The sequence below is a fragment of the Nocardia sp. NPDC046763 genome (assembly GCF_040645495.1).
In the GTDB taxonomy this organism is placed as follows: domain Bacteria; phylum Actinomycetota; class Actinomycetes; order Mycobacteriales; family Mycobacteriaceae; genus Nocardia.
In genome coordinates this window covers 23,419-45,158 of the sequence record NZ_JBEYYI010000043.1, presented here as the reverse complement: position 1 = coordinate 45,158, position 21,740 = coordinate 23,419, and the positions used below count along the sequence as shown (strand labels likewise).

Sequence of the window (21,740 nt, the reverse complement as noted above, 5' to 3'; positions counted from 1 at the left end):
GGGCAAGTGTCGGCCGAACGTCAAGACACGGAGATTCGCAGCAGCTTCCGAGGCGAATCGGCGGGATAGTCGGCGCGGGCGTGCACGACGCGCAGGTTGTCCATGATCAGCACCTGTCCTTCCCGCCATCGGTGGGCGTACATGATCTGTGGGCGCGCGAGGACCTCGGCGAGCTCGGACATGAGCGCCGCGTGCTGCTCGCCGTCGTATCCGACCACCGCGGCCCCGAAGTTCCGGGTGGGATCGGCGGGGTGGTCCACGCCCAGGCACAGCGCGTCACCGCCGGTGACCGGGTCGACCTGGACCGGGGCCTTGATCAGTGTCCGCTCCGGGCGTTCCAGATAGAATCCGGAACCGGAGACGTTCGACCAGTATTCGATCTCGATGCCGCGCAAAGTGTCCACCAGCTCACCAGGCGCATGGGCGAAAAAGGCTGCGCTGCTCGCGATCAGAGTCTCCCCGCCCTCGGTGGGAGCCTCCAGGCATTCGAGTCCGATGAACCGAACGCTGTTGGCGTTGAGGAACGCGTCCACATGCATCGGTATCGCGCCGGTCCGGAACTGGGAGTTGGCGGTGCCCGCGCGTTGTTCCTGGATCAGCTGTGTGCCGTAGCCGTAAGCAGTCGAATCGCCGAGGGGGGACATGATGTCCTCCAGTGAGAACGTCGATCCCCCGCCCGGCTCCAGCACCACGAAGCCGTAGCGCCGCAGAAGCTCCACATACGGTTCGGACGGTCCACGGGCGCACCGGGCTGCTTCGGCCAGCAGGCGCATGTCGGTGATGGTTTCCACGGATTGTCCCCTCACTGGTCGATGGTCAGTGCCGCGAAGGCCGCGGCGGCGGTGTCGAAACGCAGGGCGGCGTGGCCACCGGCCGTATGGATGTCGCGCCAGAACCGCTGCAGCGCACCACCGGTGGAGCGACCACTCGTCCCGCCGACACGGAACAGCCGGTCGACCGCATCGAGCAGAAGGTCGGATGCGAAGGCGCAATCGCGTTGGTTGCGAGCAACTTCCGCTCGTCCGAGCACGGCGGACTGGTCGTCCGCCGCACGCGCAACGCGGTCGAGAATCAGTGCGGCTGCGTCTATTTCGCTGGCGGCGCGGGCGAAGGTCTCGAGAATGCGCGCCGCCGCCGGCTCGGTGGCCCGATCGACGAGTTTGGCACGGTTGCTGTGGCGCCATTCGCGCAACGCACCGTATGCGGCGCCCATCATCGGCAGGGTGAAGATGAGGCCGTTGACCGCCAGCAGCGGCACGGTCCGGCCGTCGGGACCGATCGGTGGTTCGTCGATCTCGCCGAGGCGGGCGAACGGAAAGGTCATCGCTACGGGCACGAGGATCTCTTCCGCGATCACGGTGTGGCTGCCGGTGGCCGCCATTCCCACGCTGTCCCAGGATCGCTCGACGTGGACCGCCGAGCGTGGAACCACACAAACGCGGTCGGCGCGGCCGTCGGCGGACCGAACCTCGGCCGCCAGGAGCACCCAGTCCGAATGCTCCGCGGCCGAGACCATCGGCCAGACACCCGACAGCAGCCATCCTTCGTCGGTTGCCGTCGCGGTGCCGTGCGGGCTGATACCGCCGGCAATGAAAACGTCCGGTCCGGCGGACCACAGCAGTGTCTGCCCCTCGGCCGGCAAGGCGAGAGCGACGCGAGCCATCAGCCCCGCCAGCACCGCGCACCAGGCCGTCGCCGGACAGCGACTGCCGACGGTTACCGCGGCGTGCATCAGCTCCGAGAGGCTTCCGCCGGCCCCACCGAAGCGCGTCGGCACGAAATGACGTGTGAAACCGGCCGCGACCAAGGCGTTGATGACCTCACGGTCGAGCGTGCGGGCGTTCTCGGCATGCTCCGCACGGGTTGCCGCCAGGGCGGCGACGGCGCTCGCGCCGCGTACGATGTCCGAGTCCTCCTCGAGCCGTGAGGTTTTCACCCGTCCGCCCGCTTTCCGCCACCGGCCAGGATGGTCCGGGCCAGGCGGGCGATGGTCACCGGTTCCCGGAAGAAGCCCGATGCCTCGAACTCGATGTCGAATCGTTCCTCCAGTGCGGTCAATACGCGTACCAGGTTCACCGAGTTGACTCCGGCACCGATGAGATCTGCGGCGTGCTCGTCTGCGCCCAATCGATAGCCGCGGGCGTTCAGCTCCTCGGCAATCGCGGCGCGCACCGTTGCCTCGTTCATTGGAATCCACCTTCGATCTCTGTCTGTACCCGGTGTGTGTTGTTGTCAGCGGCGAACACGTCGAAGTGATCACCGTCCAAGGTGATGCGCCGCACGGAGGGTGAAAGTTCCTGCCATGCAGTCGAATCGGGTTCAGCCGGATCTTGCTCTGCGCGGCATTCGGTGACCGGCATCGTCACTCGTGCCGGCTTCCACTCGCGCAGGGCGAGCATGTTCTGCCGGTATACCTCGAAGCGGGCGCGCAGCGCCGGATCGGCGTGCACCTCGGCGACCGAGACCGCCACCCCGCCCGCACGGCGCAAGTCGTGCACGAATCCGGCGAGCAAAGCCGGCTCGCCGTCATCGCAGCGTCTCGCCTGCGCCGAGACCGGTGTGTCGATCACGATGACCCGTGCGGGCCGGACCGGGGCCGAACGTGCGGCTTCGATGGCGAGCGCCCCACCGAAGGACCAGCCGACGAAGACGCAGGGCGGATGGGAATCCGCCGTGGTGCCGGGTATCCGGGCGTGACAGGCGACCGCGAGATCGGCCAGCGTTGGGCGGGCAGGCGCGGTCAGCGGGTGATCGAAGCCGACCACGTGGACATCGAGATCGGCGGGCAGTGCACGAATCAGTTCGGAATACGCGGAAACACCGCCACCGACCGGGGGAAAGAAGATCACTCGTCCCCGGGGATCCGGAGCCGATCGCGGGTTGAAGCTCCAGACCGCGGACTGCACCGCCGAGCGGGCAGTGGCGCAGAGCTCGGCCAAACCCGCCGCGGTCGGGTTCGACAGGAATCCCCCCAAGGTGACCTCGTAGCCGAATCTGTTGCGGCACAGCGATAGCAGCCGAATCGCGTCGAGAGACCCGCCGCCCGCTCGGAAGAAATCATCCGTCCCGGGGGCAGTGCCGAGTATGTCGGTCCAGCAGGCCGCGACCTGCTGCCAGTGCAGGCCACCCGTTTCAGGTGCGGGATCTCGCTTCTCGTCCGCGGGCGCGGCGGCGCGCAGCCGTTGGTGGTCGACCTTGCCGTTGCTGGTCAGCGGGATCTCGTCGACGGCGCCGAGTGTGCGCGGAACCATGTACTGCGGCAGGTTGTTTCGTAGCAGCGCGATCGCCTGTGCCTGCCAATCGGCCGGGGCGCCGGGGGCGAGGACAACATGGCCGACGAGACGGTCATCGGTGACGCAGGCCGCGCTGCGAAGGACGAATTCCATTCCTTCCAGCAATGATTCGATCTCACCCAACTCCACGCGGTAGCCGTTGAGCTTTACCTGGGTATCGATTCGGCCGAGAAACTCGATGACACCGTCGGGGCTCCGGCGTCCTCGGTCACCGGTGCGATACATCCAGCCGAATTCCGGATCGTCGCTGAATGCGGCGGAGGTCTTGTCCGGGTCGTTCAAGTAGCCGTCCGCGACGCCAGCGCCGGTGATGTAGAGCTCGCCGATCTGCCAATCGGGGCAAATTCGGCGCTGCTCGTCGAGCACCAGGATGTTCTGTCCAGCAAGCGGTCTCCCGTAGGGAACGGACCGACCGGCGCGATCGGCGACCGTGATGCGGTGTGCGATGGACCAGATCGCGCCCTCGGTCGCACCGCCCAGCCCGATCACGTCCACGCCGGGGGTCACCCGCAGCATTCGCTCGTGCAGTCGGAGGGGGATCCAGTCCCCGCTGAGAAGAACCGTGCGCAGCGACGGCAGCGCCGCACCTTCCTCCCCGAGCAGCACCGCCAGCGCCGGCGCCGAATTCCAGACGGTGATGCCGTATTCGGTGATGATCCGGGTCCAAGCCGCCGGCGCACGCGCGGTATCTTCCGAGAGCATTACGACCGTTGCGCCTGCCAGCAGCGGGCCGAACATGTCATAGACCGACAGATCGAAACCGATCGACGACACCGAGAGCACGCTGTCAGTGGGCCCGAGCCCGATCAGCTCGTTGACGGCGTCGATGGTGTTGGACGCCGCGACATGGCTGATCACCACCCCTTTGGGCTCACCAGTGGAACCGGACGTGAAGATCACATAGGCGGTGTCTGCCGAATTCTGGCTGATAACAGAGCTTTTCGGCCAGCGCGCGGGCGTCGACGTCGGGACCGCGAGTGGGCTCACTCCCCGCCGCCGCCATCCGTCGACCACACTGCCCGTGCCATCGGTCAGGGCGAAGCGAAGCTCGGCTCGCTTGGTGATGCGGTCCAGACGGCCATCGGGCAAGGCCCGATCCAACGGGACGTACACGCAGCCGGCCAGGAGCGCACCGAGGACAGCCACCACTTGCCCCCGGCCGCGCGGAATATGGATTCCGACCCGGTCGCCGGTGACCGCGCCCGCGGTCACGAGGCGTTCGGCCACGTCCGTCGCCGCGTCGACCAACATCGCATAGGTCAGCACGCCTTGGGCGTCGCGGACGGCGGGCGCCTCCGGCATCCGCGCCGCTGTGGTCAGAACCCGCTCGTGCAATGGCGCTGGGCGGCCGCCCGAGATTGTCGTCCCAGGGTTGGGCCTGGAGCCCGAGAACACGCGCTGGGGGGAGCGGGTCCAGGCGGATTCCCCGCCCGCCAGCTCGGTCGCGGTGCGCAGATAGCGATCAATGAGGTCGGGGATGAATCCGCTGTCGAAAGCATCCGTACGCCAGTCGAATCCCAGCAGAATCGCACCGTCGCTGTCGACGCCCACCTGATGATCCAGCAGCACCTGGGGAACCCGCATGCGAATGCTGTTCCAGTCGCGGCGCAGCCCGATTGCCGCCTCGGCGGCACTGTCCAGCTCCACCGCCGTGAAGGCGTACGGGTGAGCCAGACGTCGCCGATCACCCGTCGGATCGGCCCAGCGGGTGATGTCCGATCCACTCGGTGACAAGTGGACAGACCGTTCGAGGAACTGGCTCTGGACCTCGCGGGCGAGGGCGACGAAATCTTCGGTCCCGAGCGCTGGTATCGCCAGTGGCAGAGTGCTGCCGAAATTGCCCAGCGCACCGTCCGTTTCGCGTGCGGGTCGTTGCGATCGCACGACCGTCACGGTGTGGGATCGTCCCCCACCGAGGGACCCGAGCATCGTGCCGTACAGGGTGGCGAAGACCATCGGCAGGGTCAGCCCGTGGGCGCGTGCCCGAGCAGCCAGCGGCTTCGCGAACTCCGGCGCGAGACGCACGATCCGGTGAGAGACGGCACGGCTCGATTGCCGCCAGCCCGGCCGAAGTGGCAGCTCGGCAGCGTCGGGCAGGCTGGCCGTGACAGTGCGCCAATATGTCTCGTCGCTGTCCCGACGTCGGAGGACGCTCCCGGTCACTGCGAGTCCAGCCGACGGCTGTGGGTCCGGCACGAGCAGACCGCGCAGGAATCGGGTGAGCGCGGTGCCGTCCATGAGCCACATCGCGTAGACAAGATGCAACCGGGTGCGTGCGGGCGAGCATACGGCGGCGACGCGAAGTTGTGGCCATACATCGAATTCCAGGTCGTCGGAACGGAATTCGTTCGCAACTACGGCGTCGGCCGCAGCGAAAGACTGTTCATCGACCTTTGTGACCTCGACCGGGATGGTCACCTCGGCGTCCACCGGTATCGGGATCAGGTCTACCCCGATGCCGGTGCGCAGGATCGGGTGCGCGCGCACCAGGTGGTCGAGCCGGCGCTGGAGGGTCTCGATATCGGACATCTCCAGATCACAGGCTACGTAGTAGCGCGCGGGACTGCGCAACTCCAGGCCGTCCTGATCGCCGACCAGATAGGCCCGCTGAATAGGGCTCAGCTCCAGCGCGGAAGGAATTGTGGCACCGGCGAATTCACTCATCGGCTGACCTCGCGGCCGACGAGGACGGTACGCAGCAACGCCGCGTGCACGCGGTCGATCACATCGCCACCGGCGATGCCGCGACGATAGTAGTAGGTCATGACCATTTCGGGTCCCGACATTTGCAGCTCCCCCTGTAGCTGATAGCGCAGCGAGCGGCCCAGAGACCGCGGCTGCCAGGACCCCAGTTCGCGGGCGCGCAGTGCGCGCGCCATGGGGTGCTGGTTGAACAGGACTGTCGAGATCGGGAAGCAGTCGACCGCGTCCAAACCCAGGTCGGCCACCCGCTGGTCGAATTCCCAATCACCGTGCTCGGTGCCCGCTGCCAGTTGGGACGCGATCTCGGAGATGCTGTGCAGCAACGACGTCGAACCGCTGCCGTAGACGATGAGCGTGCTGGTGAAGTTGCCGACCGCGGCGGGGCCTGCCGTCGCGCGATGCTGGCTGGCTACCACGATCGGCAGCCGACCGATGCCGATGGTTTCGGCCACGGCGCGCTCGAATGCGGCCAGCACCACGGTAAACGCGGAAACGCCCGACTCCTCGGCCAGGACGTGCACCGCACGGGTGCACATCGCACCCAGCGGGAGGGAGCGCAGTTCGCCCACCGCAGAGTCGTCTCCGGACGCCTCGGGGAGACGAAACTGTTCGACACCGGCCAACAGTTTCCGCCAATAGGCGGCAGCCGGCCCCGGACTCTCCGACCGGGCTGTCGCGACACAATAGTCGCGATAGGAGTCCCCGGGTGACACTGGCTCGAGCCGTCGACCGGAAAGCAGTTCACGCAGTTCCCGAGCCAGCACATCCATGCCGAGCCCATCGACGAACAGATGGTGGGCGACGAGCAGCGTCGAGCAACCGTCGCGGCCGCGCACCAACACGATTCGCAGTGGAGGAGGCGCGGTCGGATCGATCAATTCGGCGACCTGCCGGGCCCGCACGGACTGCACCAGACCACGGAAATCCGGAGAGTCCACGACCACGGCGGTGTTCACGACGGTCAGCGGACATTCCAAAGCCGCCGCCGGCGTGTATATCTGACTGTTCCATCCGGCGTCCAACGCGAGGCCGAGCGCATCGTGCCGCGCGAGCAGGGCGCGCACCGCATCCACCACCTCCGCCTCGGAGTACGGCCGCTCACCCTGGATCTCCCGAGACAGGTTGCACCAGTTCGCATTGCCACCGGACATGCACACCCACATGTAGGCACGCTGGCGAGTGGACAGCGGATAGCTGCCCGGCACCTCTGAGGGCCGGTGATCGGCGGCGACGCTGTCGCGGGTGGCGGCGTCCCCTCGACGACGCATGATCTCCGCTGCCAAGGCGGGCACCTCGCGCAGGGCGAAGCATTCGGGAACGGTAAGACGGACGCCGTATCGCCGGTGCACTGCCGCCACCACGTCGAACATGTCGAGCGAGCCGACGCCGGAATCGACAAATCCCGCTGCACCGGAACCGATTCCGAGGATGGCACGCAGGGTCCGTTCGATTGCCTCGCAGTCGGACTCGGGTGCGGCGGGGTGTGCCGCGGAGTCGATTTCGACCGGTCCGGCGAGCGCTGTCAAGGCCTGTCGGTCCACCTTGCCGCTGCGCAGCATGGGCAGTTCGGCGTGTAGGTGCAGGCCGAATCGCGGCAGCTTCAGATCGGCGCCGAGGGCGCTCACCGTGGCGCGCAGTGCTTCTGACGCATCGGAGGTTGCGTCTGTTGCCGTGCCGAGGGCAACGAAGACATGCGGGCCGTCGCGGTCGACGACGACGCACTGGCGGACCGCTGGCAGCCTTTCGACCATCGTGACGAAGCGATGAAAGGAGACTCGGCTGCCCGCGACCTTGAGGTCATTGCCGGCGCGGCCGAGAACGACCCAATCTCCTTCGGCGGCGAGATAACCCATATCGCCGGTCGGGAGCGGGCTGGGAATCGGGGTGATCCGGTGCGGGCCGGCCCCGGGAGTCAGGACGCCGAGGGCCGGCGTGTCCGATACGAGCAGGAGTTCGCCGAGACCGGAGTCGTCCGGTTCGGACAGTTCCACGCCAATACCCGGGCGAGGGCCGCCGACCGGAACGGTGGCAGTCCCTCCGGTATCCAGAAGCTGGACATCGCGCCGGAACAGCTGTGCCAGTGTCGCTTCCGTCTGACCATACAGATTCACGATCTCGGCTCCGGGCGCGATGCGCGCCCATTCGCGCACCACTCGTTCGCTCAGGCTCTCACCGGCGAAGAAGATCAGGCGCAGATCCGGCAAGCCGGTTTCGGCGAGCCGCGGATCCCCTGCTATTCGAACAGCGAGGGACGGCACCAGAAAAGCGAGTGTCGGGCGAGCGTCGATCAGGTGGTCGGCGAGCGCCCGCGGATCCAGCTGCGCGTCGACCGGCGGCAGTACCAGTGTTCCGCCTGCACCCAGCACGCCGAGCAATTCACGCAGCGATGGATCGAAATTGACCCGGGTAATGGCGGCACAGCGGTCGGCGGCGGTCAACTGGAACTCGTCGCGGAACCAGTCCAGGAAATCCTCCAAACCCCGGCGACTGCCGACAACGGCTTTCGGCTCACCGGTGGAGCCGGAGGTCGGTATCACATAGCTCGCGTCCGGATCGTCGAATGTTCTCGCAGGGCAGTCACTATCCGGACCGGCCTCGACGATGATGGCACCGGTGGCGGCGTCGAGGACCAGCTCGGTCGTCCCGGTGGTCACCGCCCGGTACTGCTCAACGGCGGTCACATCGCTGCTGACCAGCGCCACCGGGGCCAACTGTCGCTCCAGCCACGCGTACCGGTCGGCACTCAAACCGGTGTCGACGGGGACCGGAACGGCACCGGCTCGCCACGCGGCGAGCAGCCCGACCAGGTAAGCCGGGCAGAGCGGTCCCATCACCAGTACGCTCGCCCGGGCGGCCCCGATCCGGACCAATCGCTCAGCCACCGCGCCGGCGGCCGCGTCCAACTGCCCGAAACTCACTGTCCGGCCACACCATTCGATTCCGACCGCATTCGCATCCTTCATGGGGCGCTCGCTCGGAGTCGATCCAGGAGTCGGGCGACCGCGTCGTAATCGGTCTTCCCGACCGTCGTACGCGGCACGCTGTCGGCGAAGGTGTAGCGCTGCGGCAGTTCATAAGGACGTAGCCGCGAACCAACATGCCGCCGAATGGAGTTGGCGTCACATTCTGGGGCGGCCACGATCAGGGCAGCCACTTGCTCGCCACCCTCGCCATCGGGCACACCGACCACCGCGCAGTCCACCACACCGGCGCAACCGCGCAACGCCGATTCGATCACGGTCGGGGCGACCTTGTTGCCGGTGACATTGATGAATGTCGACAGCCGCCCACGGACAACCCAGCCGTCCGGACCGGCGTCGACAAGATCGTGAGTGCGCAGCCACCCATCGGTGAACATCGCCGACTCGGCCGACGAGTCGCGATAGTAGCCACGCGCCAAACCCTCGCCGCGAACCAGCAATTCGCACTCCGCCGCGCCCGGGGCTCCGGTGGTGGGCACGGGCACCAGCCGCCATTCCACTCCCGGCACCGGACGGCCCACCGTCCCGGGCTCGGCTCCCGTCGCATCCCAGGCGATGATGCCGATCTCTCCGAGCCCATAGCCCTGTCTCAGCGGCAGTCCGAAACGCTCACGGAATTTCTGCTGAGTCTCGGCTGCGATGGGCGCACTACCCGTCAGGGCATAGCGAAGGGTCGCAAGCATCGATCGGTCCACGCCCTCGGCGGCGACGAGCATCTGATACATCACCGGCAGACCACTCACGATGCTCACGGCATGGGTTCGCACGGCGCGGGCCAATCCTCGTGCGGTGGTGTGTGTTCCGCGCTGGAACACCACCTGGGCGCCGCTGAGCAGTGCGGGCAGGGCCAACACATCGATGCCGTGCCCGTGCCACAGCGGCAATGCGCACAGCACCACGTCCGAGGACGTCAGCCCGGCCTCCCCGGCCCACGACCGCACCCTGGCGAGGACCGCCGGCTCGGACATCACTATGCCTTTCGGGGCGCCGGTCGAACCCGAGGTGCAATGCACGACGAAATCGCCTTGCAGATAGGCGTGAGCGTCACCGCCGGTCCCCGCCGTCGTGCCGTGGCCCCTGGCCTGGACCCCCTCGATCACGATGGATCCGAGACCCTCCGAACCGTCACGCACCACCAAGTCCAGGTCGAACTTCTCGCACTGTCGGGTGAGGTCCTCGACCGTGCTGTCCAGCAGTACCACCACCGCACCGATCCGGGAGACGGCGAAATAGACAGCGAGAAACGTCCCCGGATCGTCGACGGCCAGACCGACGATGCGGCCGGAATCCACACTGTGGGAGAGGATATCGGCGATCTCAGCGGCAGCCCGCAACAGCCGGCCGTAGGAGACCACGATTCCGTCGAATCCGATGATCGCCGGAGCGTCCGGGGCTGCCGTCGCAACAGTCGAGAACTCCGAATACAGAAGCCCGCACACAGTGCCATCGGCACCGCTCGAGCGATCGAGCACGTTCATCACCCGGCGCTGACCACTTCGGTTTCCTGCACGGTTCCCAGAATGTTGTCGAAGTGCTTCGTCATGGCCTTCGCCCGGAAGGATTCGCGATGCACGTGCTGCGAAGCCGCGCGGGTGTCTTCGAGCGCTCTGCGCATATGCTCGGTGAGCACCTTCTTGGTCGCCGCGAACGCGATGCCCGGATACCGAGACATTCGATTCGCCCGCTGAATCGCCCGATCCAACAAGAACTCCGGCTCGCAAACCTCGTCCATCATGCCCAGGCGCATCGCCTCCTCCGGCCCGATCGGCCGACACGACATGACGACATGGCGGGCCACATCGTAGCCACAGGCCGTGGTGATGATCGTCGCGCCCATCGACGCACCGATTCCGTGCTCCAGCTCCGGCATGAACAGGTCCGCTCGGGTCGACATGAGCTTCCAGTCGAACATCAGGGCCAGTTGGAAGCCCAGGCCGACAGCATGGCGATCGACGGCCGAAATCGTTGGCTTGCTCATGTTCAGGACCGACAGGTACAGGTCGGTGCACCAGTCGATCGTGTCGTTGACGATCTCGTCGTCCGAGAGCATCCGGGCCTCGTTGAAATCGCCGCCGGCGCTGAAGCACCGATTCTCGCCACCGGTGACCACGACGGACCCGACGTTCTCGTCCGCATCGGCGTCCCGCATCGCCGCCATGAACGCCAAGGCGGTCTGCTTCCCCACCGGGTTCGTCGGCTTCTCGTGCGCCAGCCGCACAATGCGTACACGACCGACGTCTTCGATCTCGATGTTGCTCATGGAAACCTCCCAGTTTTCAGTGATCACCGCGCGTATGCGGCCACGGCGCGGTCCAGGCATTTATCCGAATCGGGCGACTCGTGTGGGGATGCGAGCAGGGCTTCCACCACTTCGGCCTCCACCAGTCGATAGAAGCGACCGGCGTCGACCGCGCCGCCCCCGAGCAACCGGGCCACCGCGGCCTCCAGGTTGCGATCGACACCGGCACCGTGGTGCAGGGCCTGTTTGGGACGCCACGCAACCGATTCGGGCAGCAACCGCTCGGCGGCTGTACGCAGATGGCCCTTCTCGCGGCCCCGGTGACGCATGACCTGTGGATCGGTGTCCAACGCCGCCTGAATGACGGCCGGGCTCCAGTACATGTGGCGCAGCACGTACCCGTGGGCCGCGGCGGCGACGCCCGACAGCTCCGACGTCAGCGACGCCTCCGCCAGCCGGTCCGATACCGCGGCGCGCAGATCCGCGACCTCGTCCGCATCCACCCGATGACCGGAATTGATCAAATCCGAACCCACACCGGTCAGCACGGTGCCGAGCGGCACGGCGCCCTGCCGGTAGACCGCAACGAGACCGACTCCGGCGGCGATGGTTTCGCGATCCGGCTCACCCAACATGCGGATCGTTTCCGGGAGGGCCCGCAGAATATCGTTCTCGGACAGGGGAATACGGTGCACCGGAAGCCCGAGGTGAGCTCCGAGCTCATCGGCGGCGGCGTACTCGTTCCCCCACGGCGTGCCCAGACTGGCGAGGCGATCGAGAACCCCTGTCCGCTGTGCCAGGGCGGCGACCAGACCGGAATCGACTCCCCCGGAGACGACGACGGTGACCGGCCCCGGCTCACGACTCGCGACGATCTCCTGTCGCAATATCTCGACCTGACGCTCGCCGGCTTCCTGCGCGGACTCGCCCGCGATGAGTGCGGGGGTCCACACTCGCGCGACAGTCTCCCGGACATCGATCCGATCGCCGGTAACGCTGAATACGGCTGTGCGGCCACCGCCGATCTTGCGGATGTCTCGCCGCAAGGCACGGATCTGCCCCAGGCGGTCGTTCTGCGGTCCGGCCAAAGCCATTGCACGGGCGGTCAATCCGGCCAGGTCCGAGCCGAGCAGGTAGCAGTTGCCCGCACGGGAAGCCCAGTAGTAGAGGACCGTGGCGTTCTGCCTGCCGGTATTGACCACGACATGTTCAGGAGCCCATTCGATGGTGGTGCAACTGTCCATGCCTCCCGCGGGCAGCGGCCAGTCCCGACCGAACTCCTCCACGACGAGCGATCCTGAATCACTCTGCGACACAACACCTTCGACTGAAGTGGACAGGCGTGCTCCATGGCGGCGGAGCTCGAGCAGGACCCCTGGATAGCGATCCATATTCGTCTCGGCGCTCATGCGACAGACAGCCGGATCAACTTGCGAGCCTGCCCCTCGAAAGGCGCTCGCCCGTGCAGTACGCGACGGTTGTCGATGACCATCAGCTGCCCGACGCGCCACTTGTGCGAGTACATCACGTTCGGCAGATAGAGAATCTCCTCGATTCGGCGCAGTAGTTCCGCGCTGTCCGAGTCGGAGTATCCGACGACGACCGCATCATGCGTGCGCATGGGGTCTTCGGGATCGCTGAATCCCATCACCAGCCGCTCGACCCCGGTATCCGGGTCCACCTGCACAGGGACGATACGCGGGTGTTCTCCCGCGACACCATCCTTGTAATATCCGTCGATTCTATTCCGATATTCCACAACAATATCTCGAACAGATTCGATCAGATCCGCAGGCGCATTGTCGAAGAACGCCGCGGTATTCGAAATCAGCGTCTCACCTCCCGCCGCGGGGGCCGTGACGCACTGCATTCCGATGAACTTCACCGACGGTCCCGCATTGAAGATGGAATCCGCATGCAGTGGCATTCCGCGTGTCGTGAACTGCAGATTTTCGGAACCCTCCTGCGGTTCCAGCGCAAGTTTTGTTCCGAAATAATATTCGACCGGCTCACCCAGCTCCGCCATCACCTCATCCAGCTGCGGAGCATCCGGCCCCGGTTCGATGATCGCGAATCCAAAGGTATCGAGCTTCGGTCGCAGCTCCTCGCGCCAACGCGCGGTACACACAGCGACCCGCGCCACCTCGGCCATATCCGACATCTAGATTTCTCCCTTTCCCGCTAACGCAGCAGGAATTCCAATGCCTGCGCTTCGAACTGCTCTTCAGCCTCCGTCATCACCCAGTGCCCGCAGTTCGGAAACACATGCAATTGCGCGGATGGAATGAGTCGCAACGGAATGAGGGCCATATCCAGGGGGCACTGCCGGTCCTCTCGGCCCCAAGCCAAGAGAGTCGGGCAGGACACTTGATGTAGAGCTGACCAGTACGGAACCGGATCACTCGGCCGCAGCATCCGCGCCAGCGCTTCCGAGCCGTACATCGCGCGCAGTGTCTTGCGCACTGCCGGATCCGAAGCGGTCACCCACCGCTCTTCGATCAATTCCTCGGTGAGCAGATCAGTGTCCACCACCATGCATCGCAACCAGCGCACGAGCTTGTCGCGGTCGGGCGCGTCCGCGAATTCCGACAGCAACCTCGTGCCTTCACTGACCCCCGAGCCGAACGCCGGCGTCCCGATTCCGCCGATCGCGACGAGCTTCTCGACTCTCGACGGCTCGCGCATGGCCACCAGTGCGCCGACCACACCACCCATTGAATTCCCGATTACTGATGCCGACGCGATGCCGAGCTTGTCCATGAACCGGATGACAGCTTCCACCGCCACAGCGAAGGGATTTCCCTCCCAGGGATCACTGACGCCGAATCCCGGAAATTCAAGAATATAGCAATGGAATTGCTTCGCAAAGGTCTCGAGGTTACCGCGGAAGTTCTTCCACCCAGTTACACCGATACCCGACCCATGCAGCAGCAACAGCGGCGGACCCTCCCCGGACTCATGGTAACGCACGGTCTTGCCATCGATTTCAACCGCACGCCGGGTTTCCTCATAAGAGCTACTCACGGTAGCGACAGTACCGATAATTGCATGATCGTCAATGGAGCTCATTGAACACCTTCGAGAGACAATAGTTGCCTTTCAGAGCAGCGCATCACAGCGGAATGCCAATGCGTGCAAGTAGAAATCCAGACCTGGATCGGAGCCGACTCCAACCCTTACAGAACCGAGCGTTACCGACGCACGGCCACCATGTTCAACCGCGAATTATTCGCAGTTGAGCATCATCGCGGGAGCTTTCCTCGACCATCACACCGGCCAACTCGTCCATGAGACCCCCATCCGTCCATGCTTCTGCGGCGTACCCGAACGGCGACACGACATCGGGTGCCTCGATCTCCCGAGCCTAGGAGCCGAGCCGAACGAACGACTGCACGCATCCCGGTGAGCGGAATACCGCGACAATCACGTGATTCGACGGAAGTACTTGTCCCGCAACGTGATATACACACCCAGCTCGCCGCTCTACCATCGGAATCGGCCCTGCCAGGCCAGAACCATCCGAAAAGTACAGCGACCGAGTCCGTAGGTCCTGTCCCCCATGATCCCGATCAGGGTCCGCGACCCAAAGCCGAGAGGGAGCAATGACATTGCGGTAGAAGCACTTTCGATCCGCAGAGGTGGCCTTTGCAGCCCCACCCGTGCCGACCATCCGTCCTCACCGAGGCCGGAGATAGCAAGCCACTTCGGACGCGGCATCCGCCTCCGAGCCCACCCGACCTCGCCTCCGGCATCGGCGAGCTCGGGTGGGCTCGCGGCTACCGGTCGGGCGGGACCGCGTCGATGTCGGCGACCGTCCGGAACCCGGCCGCGATGCAATCGGTCAGCACCTCCGGATCGGGGACAGCCCCGGTGTCGGAGTTGATTCCGATGCAGCAGGTGTCGACGTGGGAGATCAGGGTGATGTTGAACGCGGTGCCGGTGGTGGGGCCGAAGGGGTAGATCCGATCGACCTTCGCGCCGGCGAGATAGAGGTCTGCCGGAGAGCCCTGGACGTCGGAGGCGACGAAGTCGACGTGTTTGAACATTTCGGTGAGCAATCCGACCGGTAGTCGGTTGAAGGTCGCCGCGACGGCATTCGAGAGCGGGATCGCCGGTTCGTGCTTCCACCCCTCGACCGTGGCGTCGAGCGCGCGCATGAGGTCGACGGCCGCGGCCATGTCGACCGGAACAGCGAAGCGCGCCAAGGTGATCCGGTTTCCACCGATCGGATCCGCGGCCCGCCGCAGACTGATCGGCATGGCCACCCGCAGTTGGTCCACCTTCGCGCCGTGGCGGTCGTGATAGGCGCGCAGACCGATCAGCACTCCGGCCAGGAAGGCATCGTTGACCGTGCAGCCGGCGACGTGTGCGCCGTGCCGCAGGGCGTCGAGCGGCACATCCAATACCGTCAGCCTCCGCCCCAGGGTTCGTTCGGTCATCAGTGGCGACAGGGTGCTGGTGATGGGGTACGCGAGACGTAGCAGCGAACCTGCCAGCGCCGCACCGTCTTTGATCGCTTCGACCGGTTTGGTGACCGTCCGCCGGAATGCCGGCAGGACGATCGACAGCCCACCGCGCACCAGCCCCGCGCCAACCGTCCAGTTCCATGCCACGATATCGCCGAGAACACCGCGCCCGGCCGCGCGCGCCGGCTCCGGAATCTGCGCGCGCTCGGTTCCCGCGCGGTCGAAATCGAGTATCTCACCGGCGATCTGGATACCACCGAGACCGTCGGTAAGGCTGTGGTGCACTTTCAGGACAACCGCGCTCTTGCCACCGGCGAGACCGCTGAGCACGGTGAATCGCCACAGCGGTCGAGCCGGATCGAACGCCGCCATCGCCTCGGTACGCGCGAACTCCAGCACCGACGACAGATCGGCGGGGGCGGCCACGTCGAAATGCCGCACATGCCACGACAGGTCGAAATCCGGATCCGACGTCCACCGCGGGGGTGCGAGGCCCAACGGCACCGCAACCAGCCGGTGCCGGAATCGCGGCACCGCACGCGTCCCCCGATCGATCGTGCACAGCAACCGATTCCAGTCCGGTTCGGCGTCCAGCAACAGCACCGACACGATCGTGGAACGAAGGCTCGGGTCCTGCTCCATGCTCCAGGTGAAGAGGTCCGACTGTGTCATATGGGAGTCGAGTGAAGCCATTGTCCGCGCCATCCGTAGTTACTGCCCGCGCCGTCGGCCGGTCCTGCCGATCCGAGACCCTGGAACCGCTCGGCGCACTCCGAATCCCGTACTCGCAGAGCATGTCCTCCAGTTCACTGTGACTCAACAGAACGGGTGATCGGGAGGGCAGAAGGTCACCGGAGCGTCCTCGAACTACAGAGATCCGAAGCAGCCGGGCCCCGCCGAAGAGGAGTCGAAGGTCCCAGCGGTCGTGGACCATTCCAGCGTCGACGGACGAAATTGGTCTCTCGGCAGCGGCCGATCCCGCTGTGCACGGTCGAACCATGGAGCTCCCACGGCACGCCAATCGGCCCGATATCAGCGGGCTGCAGTGGCGGACAGCGTCGGTCGACGGCATCCGCAGCCGATATCTGGTCGGCGGCACCGGTCCCACCGTGGTGTTGCTGCACGGATTCGAGCTGGCAAATCGCACCTACCGACCGGCACTCGAAGAGCTGGTGCGCCGCGGAGTGCGGGTCTGCGCGCCGACCATGCCGGCTTCGGCGGCACCGGCGAGCCCCCTGCCAGCCCCCTCGCTGACTTCCCGAGATCATGAGCCACATGCCAACGATCCGGGCCGCGGGTTCCGGCGCGTACCGAGCACGCACCCACGACGACGGCCCACCGTCGTGGCGGCCACAGCCGCCGTGTCCTCCACCTCTGTGCGGGCCCGGCTGTCGCCTATGCGGGATCAGAACTTGGAGTGCGCCGACCAGCGAGTCAAAAGGGTCTCGTCGCCAGTCACTTTCAGGGTCGGCGCGGTATGCGGCAGGCGACCGTACAGGAATAGCAGCAGGTCTGCCGCAGTGCCGCGAATGGTGCTCGATGCGGGGATGATCGATGGGGTTTCGATGATTCCGAAGCCGTCCGGCCGCAGACGCATCACCCATTCATCGCCTACATCGATAGCTTTGAACCGGATGGTCTCGCCGCGCCCGCGCATTTCTTTGACGCCGGGGGCGAACAGTCCAGCGTATGGCAAGTTGACCAGGAATTCGTCCACGCCATCAGCGGCCATGCCGGGTGCGATCTCGGGCGTGATGCCAAGGGCCAGTTCGGCATCCGCGCGATGTACGAGTGTTTCGAACAGCATGCGCCGGACCCAAAATCGGGCGTGCTGGTCCTCACCCCAAGCCCACATGGGCAGGTCGGGGTCCATGCTTTCGAAGGTGTGGATTGCCACGGCCGCGCTTGCGGCCAGCCAGTCCGGCAACAACTCTGGGCGCTCGGGCAGATGGAGATCCACCTCCCGGCTCTTGGGCGGCCCCTGAACACGCAGTTGGAGCAGGACCGAGAACCAGCGTTGCACGCTGCCTACGTGCTGGATCAGGTCGGCCAATGTCCAGCCGGGGCAAGTGGGGACCGGGGTGGACAGGTCCGCGTCCCGAACAAGCGTGCATAGGCGCTCGGTCTGATCGGCTACCGCGATACGCCGGGACGGGTTCCCGGAGACGGATAACTGCGGGGTGGGCATGGTGGGCCTCCTGGGCGCATATTCATGAGGCAGTAGACAGACCGGTCAGCCTACCCCGGTTCCATCGTGCACGATGTATGTGATTCTCGCTGGCCGCCATTGGCCACGCGCGACCGGTACGACCTCGCCCAGCCGCGGAAGGATGTGGCGGTGACCCACCGTGGCGGAGGCCGCCGCAGTGAGCTTTGGCGTGGCGGGACGTTAGGAACAGGGCTCGATTTCGTCGCGCCTGACCGACGAGAAGGCTCTGTTCGCCGACCTCCATCAGGCTGGGCGCGCCCACTCGAGCCGTTCGAATCACGAGGGCCGAAAACGACTCTTCTATGGGGTGCTGTCAAGCGGTCAGCGCACAGCCGGGTGGGTGGGTACCGACACACCTGCCACCGCCCCGCCCGTCCGCGTGGATCCGCGGCGCACCAGCGCAACTCAGCTCGGCGCACAATCCCACAGGCGGAAGCCGCCGAGGATGCCGGCCAGGTTGTCGACCGTGGTCACCTTGGGGCCCAGATCGACGGTGACGTGGCGCGCGTTGCCGCCGCCTATGTACAGGTGGTCGAAAAACACCAGTGCGTCCAGGGTTGCCACCGCGAGCGCGACACGGCGATTCCACTTCTTGGCGCCGATTTGCCGGCGGGTCTCGTCGCCGAGCTGTTCGTCGTAGCTTTCGCCGTGGCGGAACGGATGATGCGCGAGCTCCAGGTGCGGAGTGAGCTTCCCCTCGTAGAACAGTGCCGTCCCGAATCCGGTCCCGAGGGTCACCACCATTTCCAGGCCGCTGCCGCGAATCGCCGCGGCACCCTGCATATCCGCGTCGTTGGCCACCTTGACCGGCACCCCGAGTTCGGTTTCCAGCGCCTCGGTCAATGCGAACCCCGACCAGGCCGCGACCGCACCGGGGTCGAGTTCGTCCTCGGGTGGCCGTGATCGCACCAGATTGGGCGCCGAATAGACCCGCCCCGCCCGCACCATTCCGGGGAATCCGACCGATGCCCGGTCGACGGGCAGCAATGGACGCACCAGATCGGCGACCGCGGCGATCAGCACATCCGGATAGGCAGGCCGGGGTGTCTCGACGCGCACCTTCTCCGAACTCAAATCGCCATTGGCGTCCAGCACCGCGGCCTTCAATCCCGTACCGCCGACATCGATAGCAAGGGTCGTCGGCACCGAGGTCGTGTCCTGCCGCTGCGCGGTTCTCGTCATGTCGCAACCTCCGTATCTCCCGATCGACCGCGACCGGAAGGCCGCGGCACCTCAACCGTCCATCGGTGGCTTCCCGTCTATCGTGCGCCTGCCGCGAGGGGTTGGGATGCCGAAAAGAGGCCGGACTCAGAGCTGCTCGGCCAAGGACGTTCCACCACCCCACGCGGCGAGGGCCGCGATCACCGGCTCGACCGCCCGGCCGCGCTCGGTCAGTGTGTACTCCACGCGAGGGGGGATCTCCGGGTAGACCAGCATCCATGGCATGAAAAATGGCCGGTCTACCTGTGGCAGACCGGCCATTCGATTCGAGTGGTTCTAGCTGGGATCGAACCAGCGACCCCTCGCGTGTGAAGCGAGTGCTCTCCCGCTGAGCTATAGAACCGCGGGGTGTTCGGACCAGCGTTTGCGGTGCCGCTCGAACGAGAATGAAGATTACACACCCCGTTGCTGTCACACCAAATCGCGTGCACAACAGCGTAAAACTGAGGTTTCTGGGGACCGTGTGATGGGTGAGGCTTCACCGGCACGTTGCCGGGACGACACGGGCCCGCCGCCCGGGCGGGTTGGGGTGGACGGCGATTCCTGCCCACCCGGCCCTCCCCGCCCCGGACGACTGGGGGAACTACATGCCTGTAGTTCAGATTTACCCCCTCCTACCAGGCGATTTGTTACCTGCGCAGATCGTCGGCTAATGTTCTCTCTCGTCAGCGGGACAGCCGAAAGGCGCCCGGGACGAAATGCGGATGTAGCGCAGCTGGTAGCGCATCACCTTGCCAAGGTGAGGGTCGCGGGTTCGAATCCCGTCATCCGCTCGAGAGGCCGACACGGCCTGCTTGGCGGTGTGGCCGAGTGGTGAGGCAACGGCCTGCAAAGCCGTGCACACGGGTTCGATTCCCGTCGCCGCCTCTTCTTTTGAAGAGCAAAGACCCGCGCGATTAGCTCAGCGGGAGAGCGCTTCCCTGACACGGAAGAGGTCACTGGTTCAATCCCAGTATCGCGCACCAACGTTCGACCAGATCAGGCCCGGTTTCCGCCGGGCCTTTCTGCTGTCGTGAACTCAATGTGAACTGACCGGTGTGAACTCGATCTGAACTGAGCTCGCTCCCCCAGGTTCGTGCTCGGTACTGAACTCCCCGCCGCACTTGCCACAGTAGATCGGGCCGCCCTCCATCACGCTCTTGGAGACGCGAATCTTGCGGCCGCAGTCACACTCGGCAGACAAGCCGTTGTTGTTGGACTTGCGACCGCCGCGCCGATTCGGTTCGCACCGGCGGTAGGCCACCAACACGAACGCAAGTTCTTCGAGTTCGTCCCGGTATATCTCACGAGTCCGGTCAGGCACGGTGGTGACCGACCATCCGATCTTGTCGTGATGCGCCAGCGTGAGCCCGAGCTCCTCCCCGAGGGCGCGGAATCGTTCATTGTGCCACCGGCCCTGGCGGCTGGTGTCCTTGATCCCGCGCGTGATGGCGATGCCGTGAGCGGCTTCATGGAGCAGAGTGCCGAGCACATCGGCCGCCCCGCGCTGGAGCCCTTCCCCGCCGACGAACAGCTCATGGAGTTCGTACTCGCCGCGGATCCAGCGGTTCGGCGCGAAGTGCCCGAGGGTCATTTCGCTAGTGCCGGTTGATCCGGCCCCCACGGTCAATACCACGTCGGGGACGTCGGGGTGGCGGGCTCGGATTGCGGCCCAGGTGTTCTCGAGAGCGTTGACGAGTAGGCCGGTGATGGTGTCGGAGTCGGTCATGATCTCCGGGTCCTTCCGATGACGTTGACACGTACGTGTCAACCGGTCCGTGAGCGCGTTTCGGGTTCGGGGCCGGTGGTTCTGACACGTACGTGTCAATGGGATTGGGGGCCTCGGAGAACGTGGATTCCCTGGGCGCGCGCCGCGTCCTCCGAGGGCAGGCCCCGCGGCCTGCCCCTATCGCCTGCCCAGGGCGTCCAGGAGGCTCACGCTCAAGGAGCGAATTTCCCTCGCCCGACCGGCACCCGAATCACCTGACCGCACAGGAAATTCGCGACTTGACGGGAGGTTGGACGCCCTTATCATGCGGCGTGTGCCCAGGGAATCCACCAACCCGTTCAGGAACACCGGGATCGTGCCCATCACCGGACCCGAGACCGCCGTCATTCCCGCCGGGCCGGACCACTGATACCGCCGCGTTCGCACCGAACGTCACCACGCTGCCGGGCGCTACCGCTCACTCGACCGCCGGTTACGCACCCTCGTTACCCATCGCTACCTTGCACCGGACTTCACCGATTCTCACCCAAGGTTACTTACTTCTTTCTCTTACTGAATTTTCTTGTTACTCATATTTTTTCGCCTTCTCGCCCCTTACTCTTCTTCTGTTTCATGCTCAGAGGACAGCAAATACACACTGATGGGTGTATTTGCTGTCCTCTGAGCATGAAACCCTTCCCCCCTGGTCAGGGGGCGGGAAGGCATGCGACTCGCGTGCATAACGCCGACCCTGAGCTACCGCCGTATTCGCCCCGATTTCAGCGAAGGTCTGCGTTTCTCATATGTTCGAGCGCTGAGGGTACCGTCGTAGACCGGTGAATGACTTACGTTGTGCCGCTGGGATATTACGGCCCGGCTCGGCGTGTCGAGACTCGGGCGACGCCGCAGCTTCCGCGCACGGTCGCTGTTCGGACGCGTCT

The 21,740-nt window shown here is 65.6% G+C and carries 15 protein-coding genes and 4 tRNA genes; 3 read left to right on the top strand and 16 right to left on the bottom strand.

Features of this window, described 5'->3' with window-relative positions:
- Nucleotides 1–20 precede the first annotated feature (20 nt).
- The 15 genes from ABZ909_RS40655 to ABZ909_RS40585 form a co-directional block, all read right to left on the bottom strand.
- Complete coding sequence (locus ABZ909_RS40655) at nucleotides 21–806, bottom strand: TauD/TfdA family dioxygenase (protein ID WP_357011234.1); 786 nt, start codon at nucleotides 804–806, stop codon at nucleotides 21–23.
- Nucleotides 803–1,936 carry an acyl-CoA dehydrogenase family protein gene (locus ABZ909_RS40650; protein WP_357011232.1) on the bottom strand — a complete coding sequence of 378 codons (1,134 nt, stop codon included), beginning with the start codon at nucleotides 1,934–1,936 and terminating at the stop codon, nucleotides 803–805. The genes ABZ909_RS40655 and ABZ909_RS40650 overlap by 4 nt, the downstream gene beginning before the upstream one ends.
- A complete protein-coding gene (locus ABZ909_RS40645) occupies nucleotides 1,933–2,187 on the bottom strand; it encodes an acyl carrier protein (protein ID WP_357011230.1) in 255 nt (84 codons plus the stop codon). Before ABZ909_RS40645 ends, ABZ909_RS40650 begins: the two co-directional genes overlap by 4 nt.
- Nucleotides 2,184–5,957 (bottom strand): amino acid adenylation domain-containing protein, encoded by a 3,774-nt coding sequence (locus ABZ909_RS40640; RefSeq protein ID WP_357011228.1) that lies wholly within the window; start codon nucleotides 5,955–5,957, stop codon nucleotides 2,184–2,186. Before ABZ909_RS40640 ends, ABZ909_RS40645 begins: the two co-directional genes overlap by 4 nt.
- Nucleotides 5,954–8,959 carry an AMP-binding protein gene (locus tag ABZ909_RS40635; protein ID WP_357011226.1) on the bottom strand — a complete coding sequence of 1,002 codons (3,006 nt, stop codon included), beginning with the start codon at nucleotides 8,957–8,959 and terminating at the stop codon, nucleotides 5,954–5,956. Before ABZ909_RS40635 ends, ABZ909_RS40640 begins: the two co-directional genes overlap by 4 nt.
- The gene (locus ABZ909_RS40630; RefSeq protein ID WP_357011224.1) at nucleotides 8,956–10,449 is read right to left on the bottom strand and encodes a class I adenylate-forming enzyme family protein; all 1,494 of its coding nucleotides are present in this window, start codon (nucleotides 10,447–10,449) and stop codon (nucleotides 8,956–8,958) included. Before ABZ909_RS40630 ends, ABZ909_RS40635 begins: the two co-directional genes overlap by 4 nt.
- Before the next feature lie 5 nt (nucleotides 10,450–10,454).
- A complete protein-coding gene (locus tag ABZ909_RS40625; protein ID WP_357011222.1) occupies nucleotides 10,455–11,237 on the bottom strand; it encodes an enoyl-CoA hydratase/isomerase family protein in 783 nt (260 codons plus the stop codon).
- Nucleotides 11,238–11,260: 23 nt separating this feature from the next.
- Entirely contained in the window at nucleotides 11,261–12,502 is a 1,242-nt protein-coding gene (locus ABZ909_RS40620; RefSeq protein WP_357011220.1) for an asparagine synthase C-terminal domain-containing protein, read from the bottom strand.
- 119 nt (nucleotides 12,503–12,621) lie between these two features.
- Entirely contained in the window at nucleotides 12,622–13,377 is a 756-nt protein-coding gene (locus ABZ909_RS40615) for a TauD/TfdA family dioxygenase (RefSeq protein WP_357011218.1), read from the bottom strand.
- A gap of 20 nt (nucleotides 13,378–13,397) precedes the next feature.
- Nucleotides 13,398–14,240, bottom strand: coding sequence for an alpha/beta fold hydrolase (locus ABZ909_RS40610; protein WP_357011252.1), 843 nt, complete (start codon nucleotides 14,238–14,240; stop codon nucleotides 13,398–13,400).
- Nucleotides 14,241–14,992: 752 nt separating this feature from the next.
- Nucleotides 14,993–16,375 carry a wax ester/triacylglycerol synthase domain-containing protein gene (locus tag ABZ909_RS40605; RefSeq protein WP_357011216.1) on the bottom strand — a complete coding sequence of 461 codons (1,383 nt, stop codon included), beginning with the start codon at nucleotides 16,373–16,375 and terminating at the stop codon, nucleotides 14,993–14,995.
- Between the two features lie 712 nt (nucleotides 16,376–17,087).
- Nucleotides 17,088–17,870 carry a maleylpyruvate isomerase family mycothiol-dependent enzyme gene (locus ABZ909_RS40600; RefSeq protein ID WP_357011214.1) on the bottom strand — a complete coding sequence of 261 codons (783 nt, stop codon included), beginning with the start codon at nucleotides 17,868–17,870 and terminating at the stop codon, nucleotides 17,088–17,090.
- 426 nt (nucleotides 17,871–18,296) lie between these two features.
- Nucleotides 18,297–19,073 carry an ROK family protein gene (locus ABZ909_RS40595; RefSeq protein WP_357011212.1) on the bottom strand — a complete coding sequence of 259 codons (777 nt, stop codon included), beginning with the start codon at nucleotides 19,071–19,073 and terminating at the stop codon, nucleotides 18,297–18,299.
- A gap of 126 nt (nucleotides 19,074–19,199) precedes the next feature.
- A complete protein-coding gene (locus ABZ909_RS40590; RefSeq protein ID WP_357011210.1) occupies nucleotides 19,200–19,328 on the bottom strand; it encodes a winged helix-turn-helix transcriptional regulator in 129 nt (42 codons plus the stop codon).
- 55 nt (nucleotides 19,329–19,383) lie between these two features.
- Nucleotides 19,384–19,455: transfer RNA gene (locus tag ABZ909_RS40585), tRNA-Val, on the bottom strand.
- Between the two features lie 357 nt (nucleotides 19,456–19,812).
- On the opposite strand from ABZ909_RS40585, the gene ABZ909_RS40580 reads away from it, so the two are divergent.
- From ABZ909_RS40580 to ABZ909_RS40570, 3 genes are all read left to right on the top strand, one after another.
- A tRNA-Gly gene (locus tag ABZ909_RS40580) sits at nucleotides 19,813–19,885 on the top strand.
- Between the two features lie 23 nt (nucleotides 19,886–19,908).
- A tRNA-Cys gene (locus ABZ909_RS40575) sits at nucleotides 19,909–19,979 on the top strand.
- A 23-nt stretch (nucleotides 19,980–20,002) separates the two neighbouring features.
- Nucleotides 20,003–20,077 (top strand) — tRNA-Val (locus ABZ909_RS40570).
- Between the two features lie 53 nt (nucleotides 20,078–20,130).
- On the opposite strand, the gene ABZ909_RS40565 is transcribed toward ABZ909_RS40570, so the two are convergent.
- A complete protein-coding gene (locus ABZ909_RS40565; RefSeq protein WP_357011208.1) occupies nucleotides 20,131–20,820 on the bottom strand; it encodes a hypothetical protein in 690 nt (229 codons plus the stop codon).
- Nucleotides 20,821–21,740 lie beyond the last annotated feature (920 nt).